Raw genomic sequence first — 20,874 nt, forward strand, 5'->3', positions numbered from 1 at the left:
GATGCATCGGTATGTGACTGATTTTATCCTTGACATTGTCCAGAATTCTTTTGAAGCAGACAGTAATAACGTGGAACTGGTGCTTAGGGAGGATGACAGATATCTTGACATGACAGTCAGGGACGATGGAAAAGGAATGAGCCACCAGATGCTGGAAAAGGTCCTTGATCCCTATCAGACTGATGGAATCAAACATATAAAAAGGAAAGTTGGGCTAGGGCTTCCGTTCCTCGTGCAGGCAACAAGATCGGCAGGAGGAAGTTTTGATATACAATCGGAAGTCAGCAAAGGTACAGTAGTAAAGTGTAGGTTTGACCTATGTAACATTGACACTCCTCCGATGGGGGATATCCCTTCTACGTTGCTTGCCTTGGTGAGTCATCCGGCTGCCAAGGGAGTTGAGATTGAAAGGAGCCTGTCAACGTCAAAGGGAAGTGATTCCTATCACCTTTCAAGGGAGAAGTTGCTTGAAGTCTTGGGGTCCTTTACTACGGTAGCTACACTGAACCTGCTGATGGAGTATCTCCAATCGCAGGAAGAAGCGCTCGACAGATTCAAGGTGGATCATATTCCGGTCCTATGAAAGGAATGAATGGAGAAAAAAATGGCAAAAATGACACTTGAAGATCTTAGGAAACTGAGAGAATCAAAACAGGATGCGCTTCGCAAGAGAGATGTGGAAGGCAAGGATTGTCAGGTTATCGTCGGCATGGGTACCTGCGGTATTGCAGCAGGAGCCAAGGTCGTACTTGATGCTTTCCTCAGTGAACTTGAAGCCAAGGGAATCGAGAATGTCTCGGTTACCCAGACAGGCTGCATGGGACTTTGCCATGTAGAACCTACGGTTGAAGTCATCGTACCGGGTATGCCTGATGTCATCTATGGCAACGTAGATGCGAAGGTAGTGAAGCAGATTGTTGCAGACCATATCATCGGCAAGAAGCTGGTGTCCGAACATGTATTCGACAAGCCTGCCGCAGATATTCTTAAGAAGGACTAAGCAATGGCATTCAGAAACTATATCTTGGTTTGCGGAGGTACCGGTTGTGAATCCAGCCGCTCCGAGGAGATTTATCAGAATCTCATAAAGGAATGTGAGGCCCAGGGCGTCAAGGATGAAGTACAGGTCATCAAGACCGGATGCTTTGGATTCTGCGAACAGGGCCCTATTGTCAAGATTCTTCCTGAGGATGCTTTCTATGTCAAGGTAAAACCCGAGGATGCCAAGGAACTTGTGGCCGAGCATATTATCAAAGGCCGTGAAGTTACAAGGCTTCTGTATGATAAGAACCAGAGCAAGAGGAATACAAAGGTAGAGGATATCCAGTTCTATCAGAAACAGTTTAGGATTGTCCTTCGTAACTGCGGTAAGATAGATCCTGAGAACATCGATGAGTATATTGCACGTGATGGTTATGAAGCTTTGGAAAAAGCTTTGTTCGAGATGACTCCCGAACAGATCGTTGATGAACTCAAGACTGCTGGACTTCGGGGACGTGGCGGTGCAGGTTTCCCGACCTGGATGAAATGGAATTTTACCAAGAGTTCTCCTGGTGAGATCAAGTATGTCGTATGCAATGCCGATGAGGGCGATCCTGGTGCTTATATGGACCGTTCGACTTTGGAAGGCGATCCGCATTCCGTGCTTGAGGCCATGACGATTTGTGGCAAGGCAATCGGAGCCCATCAGGGATTCATTTACATCAGGGCTGAATATCCATTGGCAATTCATCGTCTTGAAGTTGCCATGAAACAGTCCCGTGAATATGGATTGCTCGGTAAGGATATTTTGGGCAGTGGTTTTGATTTTGATATTGAAATCAGACTTGGTGCCGGTGCCTTTGTCTGTGGCGAGGAAACAGCCTTGCTTCAGTCGATTGAAGGGCATCGTGGTATGCCGCAGCCTCGTCCACCATTCCCTGCCGTCAAAGGTCTGTGGGGTAAACCGACATGTATCAATAATGTTGAGACCTTTGCAAACGTTGCTGTCATTATCAACAAGGGTGGCAATTGGTTCAATAAGATAGGAACTGATGACAGCCATGGTACCAAGGTATTTGCCTTGACTGGTAAGATTGCAAATTCTGGGTTGGTTGAAGTTCCTATGGGGACCACACTGAGAGAAATCGTATTTGATATCGGTGGTGGTATTGCCAATGGCAAGAAGTTCAAAGCCGTACAGACCGGAGGTCCTTCTGGTGGTGTCATTACCGAAGAGAACCTTGATACTCCTATTGATTTCGGTGGCTTGATCAAAATCGGCTCCATGATGGGAAGTGGTGGTATGATCGTCATGGATGAGGATGACTGTATCGTCGACGTGGCAAAGTTCTACTTGAACTTTTCTGTGGACGAATCCTGTGGCAAATGTGCTCCTTGCCGTATCGGCGGACGTTCATTGCTGCATATCCTGGATAAGATTACCTGTGGAAATGGAACTTTGGAGGATATCGATACCATCCATAAGATTGCTCATGCCATGCAGAAAGGTGCACTCTGTGCCCTTGGGCAGACTACACCGAATCCGGTACTTTCAGGACTTCGGTACTTCCCTGAGGAATACAGGGCCCACATTGTGGACAAGAAGTGCCCGGCAGGCAAGTGCAAGAAACTGATTACCTATGTAATCGATCCTGCAAAATGTATCGGTTGTACAGCTTGTGCACGCAAGTGTCCTGTCGGAGCGATTTCCGGAGAAAGGAAACAACCCCATAAGATCAACACTGCTGCATGTATCAAATGCGGTGCCTGCTATGCCACCTGCAAATTCGGTGCCATTTCAATCCACTAAGGTACCGGGAGGACAAGAGTAATGGTAAATGTAAAAATAGACGGAATTCCAGTAGAAGTGGAGGAAGGAACGAGTGTATTGAATGCGGCCAAGAAAGCCGGTGTTCGTATTCCGACCCTTTGCTATCATCCGGATCTTGTTCCTTTTGCTTCCTGCGGCATGTGTATCTGCAAGCAGGAAGGCAAAGCCAAGATTATTCGTGCGTGTTCGACTCCTGTCAATGAAGGTTTGAGCGTCATTACCAATGATCCCGAACTTTTTGAAGTCAGGAAGACGATCCTTGAGCTCATGTTGAGCAATCACCCATCCTCATGCTTGACTTGTATAAGGAACGGTAATTGTGAGCTCCAGACTCTTGCTGCCGAATTTGGCATCAGGGAGCAGCCGTTTGAAGTCAGGCTCACTACCAAGCCGAAGGATACTTCGACTCCTTCTTTGGTGCTTGATCCATCAAAGTGCATCAAGTGTGGTCGCTGTGTACAGGTCTGCCAGGATCTTCAGGGGGTATTTGCTCTTGAATTCATCGGTCGTGGTGATAGTACATGTATGGCTCCTGCTGCGATGCTGAAACTTGCTGACAGTCCTTGTGTAAAATGCGGACAGTGTGCTGCCCATTGCCCTGTCGGTGCCATCTATGAAAAGGATGAAACCGATTTGCTCAGGGCAGCAGTTGCTGATCCTGACAAGAAAGTCGTGGTACAGATGGCACCGGCTACGCGTGTCGGTATTTCTGAAGAGTTCGGCTATAAACCTGGTACCATATCGACTGGCAAGATGTATGCAGCATTGAGAAAACTGGGTTGTGATGTGGTCTTTGATACCAATTTCAGTGCAGACCTTACTATTATGGAGGAAGGCAGTGAATTGGTGAAACGGTTGACTACCAAAGGTAGTGTGCTGCCACAGTTTACTTCCTGCTGTCCTGCATGGGTTGATTATGTTGAAAAATACTATCCTGATCTGATGGAGAATCTTTCGACAGCAAAGTCACCTATGATGATGCAGGGAGCTGTTACAAAGACCTACTATGCAGAAGCTAGCAAAACCGATCCATCCAAGATCTTCAGTGTCGCAATCATGCCCTGTACTGCCAAGAAAGCAGAACGGATAAGAGATGACAACATGAAGGTATCTGGGTACAGCGATGTGGATTTGGTTCTTACGACGCGTGAACTTGCTCGGATGATCAGAACTGCAGGAATTGATTTTGAAGCACTTCCTGAAGAGAACGCTGACAGCCCGATCGGTGAGTACAGCGGCGCAGGAACTATTTTCGGCAATACCGGCGGTGTTATGGAAGCTGCCATCAGAACAGCCTATAATCTTGTTACCAACGAGGAACTGGACAATGTTGAAGTGGAATCCGTGCGTGGTATGGATAACTTCAGAACCGGAGAAGTTGATATCAAGGGTACCAAGGTCAGAGTTGCCGTCGTACATGGGTTGTCCAATGCAAAGCAGGTCTGTGATGAGATCCGCGCTGCAAAGGCTGCCGGGAAACAGGCTCCATATGAGTTTATTGAAGTCATGGCCTGTCGTGGCGGTTGTATCGCAGGCGGTGGACAGCCGTATGGTGCAGACGATACTGTCAGGCAGGAGCGTATCGATGGCCTCTATGAGGATGATGAGCAGTCAAGTGTGAGACGTTCTCATGAAAATCCATCGATCAAGAAGATCTACGCTGAGTATCTTGATAGTCCATTGTCAGAAAAGGCACATCATCTGCTTCATACAACCTATGAGGAGATTCCTGTGTACAAGGCCTGAACGGTCTGATTTACGAGGTCCGATTCCTAAAAGAGGGAGTCGGACTTTTTTTGCTTTTTATTTGCTTGATTGGGTAAAGTTCCTGTGTCAAAATGATCCCTTTTCCAAAAGGGAGTTCACGAATTGCCTGATAGGTGATATCATAAAAAGATATTGTTGCCATTTTAACTGATGGGTAGCATAACCTGAATCCGAGGTGTGTATGAGACTAAAGAATACGTTGAATCCAAATCTTGTAAAGATTGGATTGGAAGGTACAGGAAAGGAAGAAATTATCAGGGAGTTGCTAGGTCTATTGAAAGCTGATGGAAAGCTTGGTGATATCGAGAAGGCCTTTGCAGATGTGATGGAACGAGAAGCAAAAATGTCAACGGGCATACAGCACGGGGTAGCGATTCCCCATGCAAAGACTTCAGAAGTGAAGGAACTTGTTGCCTGTATTGGTATCAAAAAAGAAGGTGTTGACTTTGCTTCCTTGGATGGGAAGCCAAGTGAATTGTTCATCATGACATTGTCCCCGAAAGACCGTATCGGTCCGCATGTACAGTTTCTTGCTGAGATCAGCAGAATAATTAAGAAAGAAGAGGCCAGAACGCAATTGTTGGAGGCAACAACAGTTCAAGAAGTGCTATCAGTCTTTGGTTTGTAAAAAAGGAAGGAGTTTCGTATGTCTGAAAGAATGATGGTGCTTGTGCTCCAATTGGGTGTCATTCTTATCGTTTCTAAATTTGTCGGATATGTTTTTTCACGGTATCTCAGGCAACCCAAGGTCCTGGGTGAGCTGGTTGCCGGAATGTTGATAGGCCCTTACTTGCTGGGGTCGATACCTCTGGGAAGCTTTGGGCCGCTGTTTCCCTTGATAACGGATTCAACAATACCCGTTTCGGCTGAATTATATGCCATATCGACATTGGGATCCATATTCTTGCTTTTTGATTCTGGATTGGAAACGGATTTGCCGACATTTCTCAGGTTCAGCGGCAAAGCAACGGTTGTTGGTTTCGGAGGCGTAATATTGTCTTTTCTCCTGGGAGACGGAATCACCTATCTGCTTTGTAGTGATGTGCACTCTGTGCTGGCACCTGAGGCTATGTTCCTTGGGACAGTCTGTACTGCTACCAGTATCGGTATTACGGCAAGAATCTTGGGAGAAACGAAAAAAATCGGTACACCTGAAGGTGTGACAATCATGGCTGCAGCAGTACTTGATGATGTTATTTCCATTGTATTGCTTTCCGTTGTAGTTGGCGTAGCATCTGTTGAGATGAATGGAGGAGCAATACAATGGAGTGTCATAGGCTCTGTTGCAGTACGGGCAATTGCATTCTGGCTGGCTTGTATGGTAGCTGGTATCATTATTGCCCCTTTTTATACAAAAGGAATGAAAAGGTTCCATTCTTTACCATTGATCAGTGAAATCTCTTTTGGTATTGCGCTCTTACTTGCTGGCTTTTCTGAAATGGCAGGTCTTGCCATGATTATCGGTGCTTATATTACCGGTCTTGCTCTTAGCCAGACAGATGTCGCACATAGTATCAGTACGAGAATGCAATCTGTCGGAGAATTCTTCGTGCCGGTTTTCTTTGCTGTAATGGGAATGATGGTCAACTTTGATGCTTTGAAATCTGTTTTTGGCTTTGCTTTGATCTTTTCCTTGATTGCATTCCTTGGAAAACTCTTGGGATGTGGATTGCCCTCCCTGCTTGTAGGATTCAATTTGCGAGGGGCACTGCGTATTGGAACAGGAATGTTGCCTAGGGGAGAAGTAACTCTCATTGTAGCTGGTATCGGCCTTGCTTCCGGTGCAATTGCGCATGATATGTTCGGTGTTGCTGTCATGACTATGTTGGTAGCTTCCATTGCCGCTCCTCCGTTGCTGATTGAAGCATTCAAGGGCGGAGAAAGTGGCTATCGTAAGAGCCTGCAGCGGCCAGAGCAGAAAGACAGGGTCTCGATTGAACTTGAATTCCCTACTACGCGGATTGCTGAATTCTTTACTGAGTCGTTGATTGCAAGTTTCATTCAGGAAGGTTTCTTTACCTCCAGCATTGAATCTGTTGACCCGACATGGCAGATTAGAAAAGAAAATACGGTTCTTTTGTTGAAGTTGCTTAAGGGCAAAGAAGATTCCTGTATGGTTTCAATAGGCTGTGGTGCAGAAGATCAGGACTTTGTTCGGTTGATGATGGTTGATGCCATGGCTGATTTCAGTGATTTTGCCCAAACTGTTTCTTCGATGAAAAATGAAGAGATGATGAGTGCAAAGCTCTTGATGCAGATGTTTGACGAAGCATAAGAACCGACGGTAAGCTTGCCGCGACCTAGGGCCGGGCAAGCTGTCTAATCAGGTCTTTTTATCTGTTCATCCTGCAGATAACTATCTTTGCATCATCCTCGCTGGTCAGAATCATAAGGTCATGGGTATAACTGAATGACAGATCTGATGGACAGAAGTCTCCTAGCTCTGTCGTGGCAATATAATTCAAAGTCGGAGCCTCCAAATCATCAAGGTCATCATCTTCAATGGCAAAGCAATGTATTGCATTGCTTTCATTGCTTAAGGCATACAGATATTTTGGATCTGATCCTGTTGTGTCTGGAGCCCAGTCTAGGTGGATGACTTTGCCCAATTTCGGAATGCCTTCGTTGTTGCTTGTGTAAGAATGCTTTATTGAAACAGCAAGAGGAGATGTACTGGTCTTGACCAACACATCAATCCCATCTGCAGTACCTACAAATGCAGATGTATTGCTGATCGGCAAAGTACATAAAGCCGAAAAATCAGGATATGCAACCGGTGCCGCCAGCTGTGTCAGGCGAAGGTCTCCGTTTACATCAATGTCCATCGTGAAATATGTGTCACTGACTGTTGCAACAGAATGACCGAGTGGACTTGAAGCGCCTTGCAAAGGACCTCCGTCCTTACATGTTTTGTAGGTATGGCATACAAGCTGGAGAGTAGAATTGAATTCATCCTGGTCTGTAGCATCAAGGGAAAATTTCATCAGATAGTTTGCGCCATATCCGATGACCCATATTCCTTCGTCGCCATTATAGGCAAGATCTCCGGCTCCGCAGGTATATACCTTTCCATTGTACGAATAAGACAACAGATGCTTGTATTTCAATACAAGGTTATCGTTGGCAAATTGGTAGACATATAGGGTGTTTGTAGTAGTCTCGCTTATAGCCAGCAGACTGAGCGAATCAAAATATAACATGTCGGTAACTTTTCCCAAAGGCAGGGCACTGCTGTTCGAGAATGTTTTGATGACGTCCAGGGTATTTCCAACAAATCTACAAAGTTGCAATGTCTTGTTTGAACCGGAATAAACCAAGAATCTGTTGTCTGGCAGGAATGTTACTGTTTCATGCCCGCCAAGCTTGAGATTGCTGTTGCTCTGGTCAAAGGTCTCAATGACCTGTGGAGTTTGCAAAGGCGTGTCCAAGGTAGTAATGAAAGTCTTGGTCGTTGAGGCAGAAGCTCCCAGGGCAGGTCTTTCGACTACGGCATCCAGCCGGTGTTTTCCAAGTTTTGGAGTAAGGGAACAGGTTGTTCCTGAAGTTGTATATTTGCCATCAAGATACCAATTTGTCGTGGAATCAGTAGGTATAGGATAACCTAGTTCACTGGAAAGTGAAGCTGTTATGGTTTGTCCGAAAAGGACTGAGTCTTCGATTCCTTCAATGCTATAGGACAGTGGTACGCCTGATTTGTCTATCAATTGCAATGATGAGTCTTGTGTCGGCAATTTGTCCAAGTTGAAATCAATGGCTCCGTTGCTGGTCTTGCTTTGGACTATCCTGATAGCTTCGACTCCGCCGGCAACCGAAATATCATTGTCTTTCAGAGTTGCTGTTACCGTATAGGAACCTGCATTCCATGTTGCACGGTACTGTGCAGTACCTCCGGTACCATCAAAGGCTGTCGGTTCGATTGTTTCTTCATTGCCGTCTTGGTATTTTTTCTGTAATACCAATGCGGGTGACTTGACGCAGGAGGCATCCCAGTTGAAGTCAATTTGTACATCACCTCTTCCGACAAGAGTATCCAGTTCGATTCTTGCGATTATCGGATCATTGCCAAGTTGTACAGCTTTTGTCCCTTGGATGATGGATAAACCATTTTCATTCTTTCCTGTTGCAGTAATGGTCCATCTACCGATCTTAAGACCTTTCAGCTGTACTTTTGTCTTGCTGGTCTCTATGGTAATGTGGTCATCTGCCGTAGGACCTGTACATTCAACTGTATACTGTTCGATATTGAGTGGTGTTGATTGCGGTAGTATTGACCTTGCTGCTGCAGCTGTTTCCTGGGTCAATTCCAATTCGATGTCTGATGTCTTTGGATTCTGATTACAACTTATGAAGGCAAATGCCGACAGGGCAATCATGCATAGGGGAATGATTTTCTTTTTATGTTCCATATGAACCTCCTTCCCTTATATGCAGATTCGCGGTCACATCTGTTTGGCTGTTTCTTCTCCCTTTGTTGTTTGATTGCAGTAGAACGATATATATCTATTTTGTATATAAGCAGATACCTGAAGTGTTCGAAACTGCTTTCAAATTGGTATTGGTGCAGATGTGATATGGAAAAGGGGAAAGCTTTATGTTATGATGGCCGTATGAAACTGAATGAAATTTTGAGTGTACCATTGATATCAGTTGATTTGAAGGCAACTGACAAAGAGGGTGTTCTGGAAGAACTGCTGGATCTTCTTTGTTCCAGTGGTAAAGTACATGACCGTACCCTTGCTCTCCGCCTGTTGCAGGAACGTGAGGAAAAGATGTCTACAGGTCTCCAGGATGGAATTGCGATTCCTCATGCGAAGACCGATGCCGTACAGGAACTTATTGCCTGCATCGGTATAAAAAAAGAAGGCTTGGATTTTTTATCGGCTGACGGTAAGCCGGCAAAAATTTTTGTCATGGCGTTGTCTCCCTCTGATTGTGTAAGCCAGCATCTGAAGTTTCTGGCAGATATCGGTGCTGTACTCAGTGTACCGCTCAACCGTAAGAAGTTGCTTAGGGCCAGTTCTCCTGAGCAGGTACTTTCGGTTTTTCTAGGACTTCCGAATTGAAATATCTGCTTCAGTTTATGATGCTTGCATCTGGTTTTGTCATTATATTTGTCCCTAGGGAAGTCATTGGTCGAATATGGTATTTTATGTTTTTCCCTTTGCTGGCTTTGTGCGGTTTTCTATATGTCCGTCTGATGTTTCAAGTCGGAGACAAGGAAGTCACAAAGGTTTTGAATAGCAAGCCTGTTTTTTCATTTCCCTGTGGAAGAGCTTCTTCCGTTGATAGACAGATTGCAGAAAAGGGACGATTGGCTGTCAATGATGACAAAATTTACTTTATAACGAAAAGGAATGGAAAACTGGTAATAGCCTTTGAGGAGAAAATCAAGGATTTGGATGGATTTTCCGTAGGTACATTCAAGGATGAGCAGACTGGTTTCTTTTTCCATAAGGGGAAGGAAGAATTCGGTTTCAGCTGCAGGCAGGTTGATAAAGTTCGGGACAGGCTGGTCCAAGCTCTTGGCTGGGAAGATGAGGTTCCTTTCCATGGTGATGTTTCTGTAGGGGATGATGCTGCGACAGCTCCCGTTTTCGGTGATGATGACATTGACAATTGATTGCTGATTATCTGCAATATATTGATGAAATCTGGTAGAGATACCGGATTTTTTTTCTTTATGTCAACAGGAAGCTTGTTTCTTTTCCTTAGTAGGATGAGTGCTGATTACCGGGGCCATAAGTCTCGTGATTAAGTCGAAAACTAGGGAGTGTGCATAATTTATTTTAATGTACGTAATGATTCATGAGAATAAAAAAGCATCTGATTGCTAAGATCTACATCCTGTTGCTTTGCCTTTTTCCTTGTGCCGGGCAAGCCTTTGCTGAAAGTCGTATGGCTCATTTTTCCATTGCGGCTGACGTGGCCTATACAGATCCTTTCATAAGCAAGCTTGTCTATAACCATGTCTGTGCCACGGTGAACCTTGACAAAAATTTTTCATTACGGGTTCCCCTTGTCTATGCTATTTCGTTGGATGACAGGGACGTTTCCTTGCTGTCAAGCGGTGTGCAACTTGATTATTATCCATTTCAGTTGCCGTTGTTCATTTCCTTGTCAATGGTCGATGTCGCATATCTTTTCGGTATAGATGCACCGTTGGAACGTCTGCAGTACTTGGATGAAGTTGCTATCGGTTATCACTGGGATATTTCTGATGGTTTTTTCGTTGAACCTGCTGTAGTGCTGTTTGATCCCAGTGGTGTCTATGCTGATGCCTATGAAGCAGTTACCGAAAGCTTCGGTGATTTTCCAAAGATAAGATTTGAACTTCATATAGGATTCAATCTATTTGATTTTCCTGAAGAAAGAAAACAGTAAATGTGGCAGGTCCTCATCAGGTAAGGGGTACCTTGGAATACTGATGTCGCTTGTAAGCAAAAGGAGGTAGACGGCAGGAGCCGAGGGTGTCCTGTCGGAGCAATGTATGAAAAAAATGACAAGGAACATCTTCAGTTGGATACTGGTAGGGATGTTGGTTTTCGTGTTAAGCGGTTGTTCCCAAGGCTGGGATGAAACCTTGAAGCCTCGGATAAGTGATGAGGAGCTTCTTCCTGCAGTTGAAAGAATCGTCGATGAACAACTTGATCAGGTATTGCCTTTCCTTGACGTACAGACCCGTGACAGCCTGAAAAGTTCAGATGATGAGGAACTTACAGGCAAGAAGGTGGTCGAGGAAACACTTGGAGAAAGCAATGGACATGCCTATCTTCAGTTTTGCTATGATGTTGCCTATACGCAGGATGGTGATATCGAAGAATTCGTTGAGAATGCAAAGCAACTGTTGCCAGAGGAAGAAGCCTCAGAGTTAGATGAGAAGGTTGAAGAAACAAAGGCTGTACTGGAAAGTAACTTTGAAGATGTAGGAAGAGGAGTGCCGCCTAGCCAGAGGGCTGCGTTCAATAAAGATGTAAGGCGTCTGGTCGTGAGGACATTGGTCTTGTTTGTAGCCGGAATGGTATATTCTGCTATTCCCACGACAATGTTCTGGGGAAAGGTCTCGGCGGCATCAGCAATTGCAGTAGCTGCCGGAGTTGTATCGTGTACAATCATGAACCTGTACCAATACTATAAGTATGGAGGTGATATGGATGAGTCATTCGGTGTCTGGATGAAAGAAGTTTCCACAGAACCGGAAATAGCTTATGCGATGGCGAGCTCAATCATAACGATGGGTAAGACCCTTCATCGAAGTTCCGTTGTAACAGGGATTTCAATATGCGTGTTTTCGCTTTATAATGTACTGGATATGGTAAAGGACTTGCTCAAAAAATATACGTTTACGAGTTGAATATGGATATGTTCCGTTGTCCTGGAAGCTTAGCCTTTGCCTGTCTTAGGAGTATGGAATGGAAAAGAAAAGATTGACAGAAGCTTTGCTTTCAAGATTTCTTTGTTATGCACGTATTGATTCGATGAGTGATGAAAAGATTGCCGATAAGGGGACGAAGCCTTCTACTGCCTGCCAACTGGATATGTTCAAACAACTGAGAAGGGATTTGATTTCTTTGGGAATTGAGGATATCGAGGATGGGGGCTATTACCTCCTGGCCAGGATCAAGGCAAATGTAAAGGGAGTACCGTGCATAGGCTTGATGGCCCATGTCGACACTGCACATGATGTAGAGGGAAATGGTGTCAAACCCATTGTCCATGAAAATTATGATGGCAATGATATTATCCTTGATGGTGTTACCATTACCCGTGCTGACAATCCTGAACTTGGTGATTATGTCGGCAGTACGGTAGTTACTTCTGATGGGACAACACTCCTTGGTGCCGATGACAAAGCCGGTGTTGCGGAAATCATGGTGGTAGCCCAGCAACTGATGGAAGATACCTCATTGCACCATGGGGAAGTTGAGTTTATATTTACCAGCGATGAAGAAACTGGACATGGGATGGACCGTTTCCCTTATGAACATCTGCATTGCAGTACCTGCTATACGCTTGATGGTGGAGCCAGATATATCATTGAAACAGAATGTTTCAATGCCAGTCATGCAAAAGTGCTTTTTGAAGGGAAATCCTACCATTTCGGAGCTGCAAGGAATAGGATGATCAATGCACTTAACCTTGCATCTAAATTCCTGCAGGCACTGCCGGCAGGTGAACAGCCTGATACCACTGAAGGCCGTGAGGGGTATTTTGGTCCGGAACAACTCCAAGGTACTGTTGCCCATGCGCAACTGGATCTCTTGGTGAGAGATTTTGACTTGGATCAATTGGAGCGACGGGAAAATCTGCTCAGGCAGATTGCTGCAAGCCTCCAACAGACTTATCCTGGATCCAAGGTTTCTGTCGTGATTTCAAGACAATATTACAATATGCTCGAAATTGCAAAGCAGCATCCTTCAGCTGTACAGAATGTTCTGGAAGCAGGCAGACGATTATCCCAGCCTTTAAGTTTTGCAGTCATAAGGGGAGGAACCGATGGGGCCAGAATGGCAAATGAAGCGGATATTCCATGCCCGAATCTTTATACCGGCGGATACAATTACCATTCTCTATATGAATGGTGTGCCCTTGATGCCATGGCTGATGCTACGGCACTGGTGTTGGGAATCCTTGCCGTGGCTGCTGTTACTCAAGCATGAAACGTCATCTCCTGCTGTTTCTGATACTTGTATCTTTTTTCCCTTTTTCTTTGTCTGCACTGAAAGTGCAAGGAGAGGATTTATCTGCGGAACTTGAAGGTGGAATTGCCCAGGCTGTGTTTGAAGGGTGCAAGGACAGAATTGATTTGAAAGATGTACAGGTGCATGTATCCGATCTGATTGATGATGGAAAGCAAATCAGCTTTACATTGTCAATGGAGAAAAGTAACAAGGAACCTCTTTCATTTGATGTTTGGGCACAGGATGAAATACAGATGAAACAGCAGATTGTGATGAATCTGCGCTATGTGCTGTTGCCGTGGCTTGATGATTGTGGGCAACCGTCAATTGCCTATGCCGATGACCCTATATATTCTTTCAAACAGGTAGATGATTTCAGTGTAGGTGAATATTGTCGATTGGTTTCCTGTCAGGGAAAAAAACTTGGACTTGGAAGGATCGTAGCATCATATGATGACTATGATTCGTTGCAACGTATTCGGGGGACAGGCTTTGCCCCTGGTACACGACTGGGGCAGGGACCCCAATGGCAGATAGGTCTTGGAGCTGATTATTTGATTGATACCGGTACTTATGGCTGTACGGTTTCAGTTGCGTATTCCCATCTGCCATTCTGTAAACTTCCATGGTCCTTGTTCCAGCCGATTATGGAATTTAGTTTTTCCCAACAAAAGCTTGGTTTGGGTTTCCAGTATGATCTGCCGTTTTCTATATTTGGATGGAGAGGCGGTACATTCATCACTGACGGAGGACTTTTTGCTCGGGGGATGCTGGAAACTGATTTAGAAAGTCTGTCAGCTTCATACGCTATAGGTTATCGTTGGATGTTGAATGAAAAACTATATCTTTGGTCGGATGTAGGACAGACATCAGATGGAATTACTGAAGTCGGCCTTGGGCTGACAGTCATGGAATAGGAAAAATATGAAAAAACTGGGTGTTTTGCTGTGCATCAGTCTGGTTTTAATGATTTCCTGTATTTCTACAGGTTCCGAACGACTGTCTGACAGACCATATTGGATTGATCATCAGGTAAAAATCGAAGGTAAGGTCTGTTATCATGGTTTCGGAGAAGCTGTAAAATCGCAGGATGCAGTTTTCAATGCATGCAAATTTGCATTGCAGGTCTTTATGAAAGAAAGAGGTAATGGCGATGTATCCGTATTGGCGGATGAACTTGCCAGGACTTCTGAGGCTGAGAATGGACGTTTCAAGCTCGAATATCAATATATGGAACAAGGACGGGACGGCAGCTGGGAAGCCTATGTCCTGATGTCCGTAACGGATACTTATGATAAGCAAAGCCGTGATGAATATAAAGAAGCCGTTGCTTCCTGTGAGGCAAAGGTCCAGGAACTTATCAACAGCAGTGATGCCGCTTATAGACAGAATAATGACTATCAAGCAATCGTAGATTTGCTTGATGCCTATATGCTGGCACGAAAAGGGCCGATAGGTGAGGCTGCTTTCAGCTTGCAAGTCCTGCTGGACCGTGCCATAAAGATGATTGGTAATCTTTCTGTTTCGATAAAGGATCTTGAAAGAAGCAAGGCTACCTGTACTATCAGAGTGCGAAGAAATTCGGGATTTATCCACCCTAATGTCGTCGGTGCAAAGTTCTTTGTAACTTATCGTGCATTCAATGCTGTAAATGCTTCTTATACGGCTTCCTATAGTTTTGTTACACAGAAGGACGGACAATTCCATTTGTCGATTCCGAATAGGCAGTTGACGGCATCGGGTATTATGACCGTGAGGCTTGATTTGACCCAGCAGCTGGAAAAATTGAAAGAAGCTGGTTATATGGATGCTTACGACCAAGTAGAAGCCGCTAATCATGGACGTATAATCAGTTATGACAAGCAGATACTGCTTAATGGGAAAAAACTGGCATTGGATACACTGGCCAATGATGCGACACAGAATCCGTTGGACACTTCCGGTATGGATAACATATTGTCATCATTTCTTCTTTCTTGTGATAATTCTGTCTATACACTTGCGATAAAACAGGATGATGTGGATGAAATCCTTGCTCAGGCAAAGTTGCACGGATGTGAGTATGCTGTACTGTGCAAAGCAGAAATTGTTGACGAACAAATGGGTACCGATGCCTCTGCCTTGGTTTCAGGTTCCGTGGAACTTTACCGTGTTTCGGATGGTAACAAGCTCTTTGTTTCCGATTTGCAGCAGTTCTGTGCAAACGGACAAGACCAGGCGGAAGCCCGCAAAAAGGCTTTTGCCGGTATAGCCAATAGACTATGTGCTGTATTGCTGTCCTCTACCTGAACAGACCGGTTCCTTGAAGCAACAGGGGATTATTGCTGATGACACCACTTACACCCAGATTGACTACCCGTTTTGCTTCCGTAGGATCATCCACGGTCCAGCAGACAACATCATAATCATCAACACTCATCTTTTCCATGAATTTTTCAGTGACTTGAATGTGCTCAGGTTTTAGATAGCTGCAGTGGCAGAGATGTCTTCCGAAACCTTTTCTCAATAGCCAAGGAACTTCCCGATTGTTGCTGAAGATGACTGCATCTCTGAATGAATAGTTGCTTGTTTTTTCAAAAGCTCTCAATGCAAAGGGGTTGAAGGATGAAATGGTACAGTTGAGGACAAGCCCATGTGATTTGATGATTTCATAAGTAGACTTGGCAAGTTCTCCGACATATATTTTTGGACTCTTGAGTTCAATATCATAGGTAACAGAGTCTTTGCACAAGTCAAAGACTTCGCCCAGAAGAGGAATTGTTTCACCTTTGAACGCTTTGCCTTTATGTAAACCAACATCGAGGGATTTGATTTCGTCAAGTGTCAGGTCCTCGACGATAAGGTTCTTTCCGCTGACTCTTTGCAGATTGCTGTCATGCACAACGACTATTTCGCCTGTCTTGACACGATGGACATCCAGTTCAATGCCATGGATCCTATGTTCCAGGCAGAGTCCAAAAGCAGTCAGGGTATTCTCCGGTGCAAGCGTGCTGAGTCCTCGGTGACCGTAAAGCAAAGGTCTGCTGTCTTTGATATTATTCATATTCAAACCGTATCCTGAAAGGTCAGGTTTTGCAATAAGGTTTTGTCTGTTGGCTTTGGGGGGACACTATATGTCCCTGCTTATGAAGTATACTTAAGAACTGTGAGGTGGCTTGCAGCTGCCTATGACTTGATTACAGCTGTATATTTTGCTATCGTTTCGAAATATGGAGGGGTTGATGAGTGACCTTAAATTCTCTGTAGGCGATGAAATCAATGGCTTTCGCCTGGAACAGATTGATGAACTGCCTGACTACCATGGTCTAGGATATCTTTTCAAGCATGTCAGGACTGGGATGGAAGTCTACCAGGTAGCTAATGATGACCGTGAGCTTTTCTTTTCTTATGTATTCAGGACCACTCCGACCAATGACAGCGGAGTTGCCCATATAATTGAGCACAGCGTGCTTTCCGGTTCGGAAAAATATCCTCTGCGTGATCCTTTCATGGAACTTCAGAAAGGAAGTGCAAATACTTTTATGAATGCTCTTACCTATCCTGAAAAAACACTTTTTCCGGGTGCCAGTCCTTTGCCAAAGGATTTCGAGCACTTGTTCAAGGTATATACTGATGCAGTCTTTGCCCCATTGCTCAGGGAAGAGACTTTCTTGCAGGAAGGCATCAGGCTTACGTGTGATGATGATGATAATTTCCGGTTTGAAGGCGTCGTATTCAATGAAATGCTCGGAGATTTTTCTGATGCTGGCAATGTCATCTTTTCCAGTATCATCAGGATGCTTTTCCCTGATTCGCTCTATTCATTTGTCAGCGGTGGTGATCCTGCCAAGATAATCAATTTGAATTATCAGCAGTTCAAAGCTTATTACTACCAGCACTATCACCCGAACAACTGTCGCCTGTTCCTTTATGGAAAATTGAGGATAGGTGAATACTTTGATTTCCTTGATAAGGAATATCTGTCCAGCCGTTCTCTCATACAAGCCCCGCCTGCAAAACTTGAAAGCCTGGATTGGGATACTCCGCGTACTACCAGTGTGACTTGTCCCAAGGATGGCTCAAAAGGTTCAAGTGTCCTTCTGGCATTCAGTACAGCGAAATCAGATGATAGCTTGGAAGTACTGACGCTCTCCTGCCTGACTGATCTGCTTATCGGTTCACCGGGAACTCCTCTATACAAAGCTATGATTGATTCAAAGCTTGGAGAGGATGTTTCCAATGTCTGTGGGATGAGTTCCGATTTCTATCAAATGCCGTTTATCGTCGGATTTTCTGGTGCTGATCCTGCAAATGCTGAAAAAATTGAAGATTTTCTCCTTGGGAAGATGAAGGAAATAGCAAAAGATGGTTTTGATGCTGAACAAGTAGCAGGAACTCTGAAACGACTTCGCTTCCAGGAACTTGAAATTCCTGGAGGTAAACCTATGGGCTTTGTTGCTCTGCGAAGATGTCTGAGAGGGTGGCTGAGCGGACATGGACCAGAGCATACCATTGCAACAGGAAGCGTCTTGCGCGAGCTTGAGAAAAAACTCAAGGAAAATCCTCGTTATTTTGAAGATTGGATGCAGGAACATCTTATCAACAACAATCACAGGTTGTTGCTGACAGCTGTACCTGATGAAAAACACCTTGAAAGACAGAAGAAGGTCATTGCTTCCAAGTTGACTGCCATGACAGTGGATTTGGATGTGGATGCAAGGAAAAAACTTCGTGAAAAGACAGTGGGCTTTGAAGCTTTTCAGAAAAGCAGTGACAGTCCGGAAGTCCTTTCTACGATTCCGCATTTGCATATCGATGATCTTCCCCGAGAGATTATACCGTCCGTTCATAAGAAAAGCAGTGATCTTGGTTGTGTGATCTGGAAACTTGAAATGCCCACCAATGGTATTTCCTATGTCAATTTTGCCTTGCATCTTGAAGATCTGAGTATGGATGAATTGCTTCTGATGCCGCTGTTGAACAGTGTATTTGATATGTCAGGGGTAGGAGAACTTGATTATATCCAGGTAACTACCAAGATGAAAAACCTGACAGGAAGTTTCCAGCTGATGATGGAGGGGGGAGAAACTGTCGATGGAAATGAGATGCTTTGCCTGCTGGGGCAGGCAAAGATGCTTGATGCTGATCTGGAAGAAGCCCTCGGTTTTATCAGCAGGATCATACGGGAAGCCCATATGGATGATTTGGAACGAATCTGGGCTGCCGTGGTTGATAGCAAGGGTATCTATGCCTCTGCGGCAGCTTATAATGGACATCGTCTCGCGTCGATTGCTGCTTCCAGTGTTTTTTCCAACCAGAACTTTGAAGTGGAATATCTGTTGGGAATCAGGCAGTGGAAATTTCTTGCCAGTCTTCAGCGTGAGGATATGCCACGGATTTCAAAAGAACTGATAGCCCTTCAGAAGAAATTGACAAACCGTAATCGCTTGGAAATTCACCTTACCTGCGATGGGCAGATGATGAATGAAAACAAAAAGAAACTGCATGATTTCATCAAGAGTTTTCCTCTTGGAGAAAAGATTGCCTGTGCTGAAAGATATTATCCTGAGGTTGCTCAAAGGAAAAGCTGTACGGTCAGTATCATGACCTTGCCCTCTGATGTCAGCTATACCAGCATGGTACTTCCAGGCGCGGGGCTTAAGGAAAAGGACAATGCGGTTCAGCGCATTTTGGCTTCCATACTGTCTGGCAATGACTTATGGTCTGTCATAAGGGGACAGGGCGGTGCCTATGGCGTAGATTGCTACGTAGAAAATCTGGAACGTCTGTTTATCTTTACGTCCTATCGGGATCCGAACATAGCATCAACGCTTTCATATTTCCGTCAGGTATTGGAAAAATATTCAAAGACAGATGTTGATGAAGAAAGACTGGAAGATGCCATTGTCAGCAATGTATCCAGCGACCTCAGGCCGTTTGGTCCTGCACAACAGTCATTGATAGATTTCAGAAGGATTCTTTACGGAATAACTGATGATATACGCCGTTTCTCCAGAAACTCGATTCTTGCTGTCACCGCAGCTGATGTACGGGAAGAGGCAAAGCTTCTGCTTGATTCACCTCTGAGCTCTTATGCAGTGCTTACCGGAGAGCAACTCTTTGAAATTGAAAAAGAAAAGCTTGAAATCCTTCATGTTACTCCATCAGCTCTTCCTCTATAAAATGATACAACCGGAGCAGTAGCTCCGGTTGCCTTTGATTTTATAGTATATGATTCTCAATAAACGGGTGGTAATCCTTCCTGGAATAGCAATGCACTTGCACGATAGGAAGAGTATTTTGTCGCTATGATTGCTATATCTAATTCTTGGGCCATTTCAATCATTGCCTTGCTTGGTGTCTTATCCCTGACTATCAATATATTGGAGATATCACTCATTTCTGCTGTCCGGATTACTTGGTTGGTAGCCAGACCTGTAATGAGCAGGACGTCATCCTCCAGAATGGTCAGTACATCACTCATAAGGTCACTCGAAAATCCATGTTTTACTTCCTTTTCCAAATGATCCTCATGGCAAAGTAGCTGTCCGTTGACAATTCTAACTACATCTTTCAGTTTCATGTAAACAGTATAGCATCATTTTGCATAATTTGAATAGCTGTTTCCTTGGATTGAACCTATATTGATGTATAAATATCGAACGTAGACTAATATAACAGGTAAAAGATACGATTTGGCTGGACTTATAGGCTGATCTGTTGTAAGGTTATCACTGGATTTGTTGCAGGATGGGGTCTTTGCAGATGGGGTGATGCGAGATTCTTGGCAACAAAACTGCTTATTCCTGAGGTACGCAACATGAAGCTAGCTATGAAGACAAGCATTGCATCCCTGTTTTTTTCCGCCATTGCCTGCCTTGCAGTTTTTCCGGCGCCCAACGCAGAAGAGAAGAATACTGATTCTGCTCAGCTTGTGGCGACCGTTATGGACAACCAGAAGATGCATGTCGTTACCGTAAACGACTTGGATGATTTGGAATTGCCTACGACATTGGAACAGAAGTTCAGTTATGCTTATTCCTATCTTTTGTTTCTCTCAACGATTCAGCAAAATGTAGCCTTGGATGGCAAATACTATGCAAAAGGTGCATTGGATGCTGCAAATTCCCGTTGCCTGTATACAAAGGAAGAACTTGCCCAGATCATTCAGGAAATGCAGAAGAAGCTTATCTTGCAGGCTCAGAATGAATATAATAAGAAGGCAGAGGACAACCAGAAAAAGACACAGGTATTCTTGAAAGAAAATGCATCAAAGGAAGGTATAGAACAGACTGGAGATGGCATTCAATATAAAGTTCTAAGTGAGGGTGACGGGCCGATGCCTCAGGCTGGTCAGAATGTAAAGATCAGCTATAAGATTACAACACTTGACGGCAAAGTCGTTGACCAATCGAACGGCGAACAGGTGTTTTCAATGGATTCTCTTTCATCTGTATTTTCGGGTGCATTGAAGATCATGCATACCGGAGCAGAGAACTTGTTCTATGTACCATCTGCACTGGTCAATGGGATAAACAGGTTCCAGGGACTGGAACCGAATATATTGCTTCTGATTGATGTCAAATTATCGGAAATCATACCGGTAAAGACAACCGAGTCTCACCAGTAGGGAGGAAG

General features: G+C 44.5%; 18 protein-coding genes. 15 read left to right on the forward strand and 3 right to left on the reverse strand.

Annotated elements, in window-relative coordinates; genetic code table 11:
* Nucleotide 1 precedes the first annotated feature (1 nt).
* The 6 genes from LKE40_14160 to LKE40_14185 all read left to right on the forward strand — a co-directional run bounded on the left by LKE40_14160 (nt 2) and on the right by LKE40_14185 (nt 6,854).
* Nucleotides 2-583 (forward strand): ATP-binding protein, encoded by a 582-nt coding sequence (locus LKE40_14160; protein MCH3918573.1) that lies wholly within the window; start codon nt 2-4, stop codon nt 581-583.
* Between the two features lie 21 nt (nt 584-604).
* Nucleotides 605-1,000, forward strand: a complete 396-nt coding sequence (locus LKE40_14165; GenBank protein MCH3918574.1) for a (2Fe-2S) ferredoxin domain-containing protein — start codon at nt 605-607, stop codon at nt 998-1,000.
* 3 nt (nt 1,001-1,003) lie between these two features.
* Nucleotides 1,004-2,791 (forward strand): NADH-quinone oxidoreductase subunit NuoF, encoded by a 1,788-nt coding sequence (locus tag LKE40_14170; protein ID MCH3918575.1) that lies wholly within the window; start codon nt 1,004-1,006, stop codon nt 2,789-2,791.
* A 21-nt stretch (nt 2,792-2,812) separates the two neighbouring features.
* On the forward strand, nt 2,813-4,558 hold the full coding sequence (locus LKE40_14175) for a [FeFe] hydrogenase, group A (protein MCH3918576.1): 1,746 nt from the start codon (nt 2,813-2,815) through the stop codon (nt 4,556-4,558).
* 202 nt (nt 4,559-4,760) lie between these two features.
* Nucleotides 4,761-5,207, forward strand: a complete 447-nt coding sequence (locus LKE40_14180; protein MCH3918577.1) for a PTS sugar transporter subunit IIA — start codon at nt 4,761-4,763, stop codon at nt 5,205-5,207.
* Between the two features lie 18 nt (nt 5,208-5,225).
* The gene (locus tag LKE40_14185) at nt 5,226-6,854 is read left to right on the forward strand and encodes a cation:proton antiporter (protein ID MCH3918578.1); all 1,629 of its coding nucleotides are present in this window, start codon (nt 5,226-5,228) and stop codon (nt 6,852-6,854) included.
* A 58-nt stretch (nt 6,855-6,912) separates the two neighbouring features.
* Here LKE40_14185 and LKE40_14190 read toward each other — a convergent pair whose 3' ends face one another.
* Nucleotides 6,913-8,985 (reverse strand): hypothetical protein, encoded by a 2,073-nt coding sequence (locus LKE40_14190; protein ID MCH3918579.1) that lies wholly within the window; start codon nt 8,983-8,985, stop codon nt 6,913-6,915.
* A gap of 201 nt (nt 8,986-9,186) precedes the next feature.
* Here LKE40_14190 and LKE40_14195 point away from each other — a divergent pair, with 201 nt between their 5' ends.
* The 7 genes from LKE40_14195 to LKE40_14225 all read left to right on the forward strand — a co-directional run bounded on the left by LKE40_14195 (nt 9,187) and on the right by LKE40_14225 (nt 15,546).
* On the forward strand, nt 9,187-9,642 hold the full coding sequence (locus LKE40_14195) for a PTS sugar transporter subunit IIA (GenBank protein MCH3918580.1): 456 nt from the start codon (nt 9,187-9,189) through the stop codon (nt 9,640-9,642).
* On the forward strand, nt 9,639-10,199 hold the full coding sequence (locus tag LKE40_14200) for a hypothetical protein (protein ID MCH3918581.1): 561 nt from the start codon (nt 9,639-9,641) through the stop codon (nt 10,197-10,199). Before LKE40_14195 ends, LKE40_14200 begins: the two co-directional genes overlap by 4 nt.
* A gap of 185 nt (nt 10,200-10,384) precedes the next feature.
* On the forward strand, nt 10,385-10,960 hold the full coding sequence (locus LKE40_14205) for a hypothetical protein (GenBank protein MCH3918582.1): 576 nt from the start codon (nt 10,385-10,387) through the stop codon (nt 10,958-10,960).
* 106 nt (nt 10,961-11,066) lie between these two features.
* Entirely contained in the window at nt 11,067-11,930 is an 864-nt protein-coding gene (locus tag LKE40_14210; GenBank protein MCH3918583.1) for a hypothetical protein, read from the forward strand.
* A 58-nt stretch (nt 11,931-11,988) separates the two neighbouring features.
* Nucleotides 11,989-13,236, forward strand: a complete 1,248-nt coding sequence (gene pepT, locus LKE40_14215; GenBank protein MCH3918584.1) for a peptidase T — start codon at nt 11,989-11,991, stop codon at nt 13,234-13,236.
* Nucleotides 13,233-14,174, forward strand: a complete 942-nt coding sequence (locus LKE40_14220; GenBank protein ID MCH3918585.1) for a DUF3187 family protein — start codon at nt 13,233-13,235, stop codon at nt 14,172-14,174. The genes pepT and LKE40_14220 overlap by 4 nt, the downstream gene beginning before the upstream one ends.
* A 7-nt stretch (nt 14,175-14,181) precedes the next feature.
* Entirely contained in the window at nt 14,182-15,546 is a 1,365-nt protein-coding gene (locus LKE40_14225; protein ID MCH3918586.1) for a hypothetical protein, read from the forward strand.
* Here the strand turns inward: LKE40_14225 and LKE40_14230 are convergent.
* Nucleotides 15,539-16,300, reverse strand: coding sequence for a glycerophosphodiester phosphodiesterase (locus LKE40_14230; GenBank protein MCH3918587.1), 762 nt, complete (start codon nt 16,298-16,300; stop codon nt 15,539-15,541). The two genes, LKE40_14225 and LKE40_14230, sit on opposite strands and share 8 nt — an antisense overlap.
* A gap of 178 nt (nt 16,301-16,478) precedes the next feature.
* On the opposite strand from LKE40_14230, the gene LKE40_14235 reads away from it, so the two are divergent.
* Entirely contained in the window at nt 16,479-19,418 is a 2,940-nt protein-coding gene (locus LKE40_14235) for an insulinase family protein (protein MCH3918588.1), read from the forward strand.
* Nucleotides 19,419-19,474: 56 nt separating this feature from the next.
* Here LKE40_14235 and LKE40_14240 read toward each other — a convergent pair whose 3' ends face one another.
* Nucleotides 19,475-19,819 (reverse strand): DRTGG domain-containing protein, encoded by a 345-nt coding sequence (locus tag LKE40_14240; GenBank protein MCH3918589.1) that lies wholly within the window; start codon nt 19,817-19,819, stop codon nt 19,475-19,477.
* Between the two features lie 237 nt (nt 19,820-20,056).
* On the opposite strand from LKE40_14240, the gene LKE40_14245 reads away from it, so the two are divergent.
* On the forward strand, nt 20,057-20,866 hold the full coding sequence (locus LKE40_14245; GenBank protein MCH3918590.1) for a hypothetical protein: 810 nt from the start codon (nt 20,057-20,059) through the stop codon (nt 20,864-20,866).
* Nucleotides 20,867-20,874: the final 8 nt, after the last annotated feature.

The organism is Spirochaetia bacterium (assembly GCA_022482625.1).
In the GTDB taxonomy this organism is placed as follows: domain Bacteria; phylum Spirochaetota; class Spirochaetia; order Sphaerochaetales; family Sphaerochaetaceae; genus Pleomorphochaeta.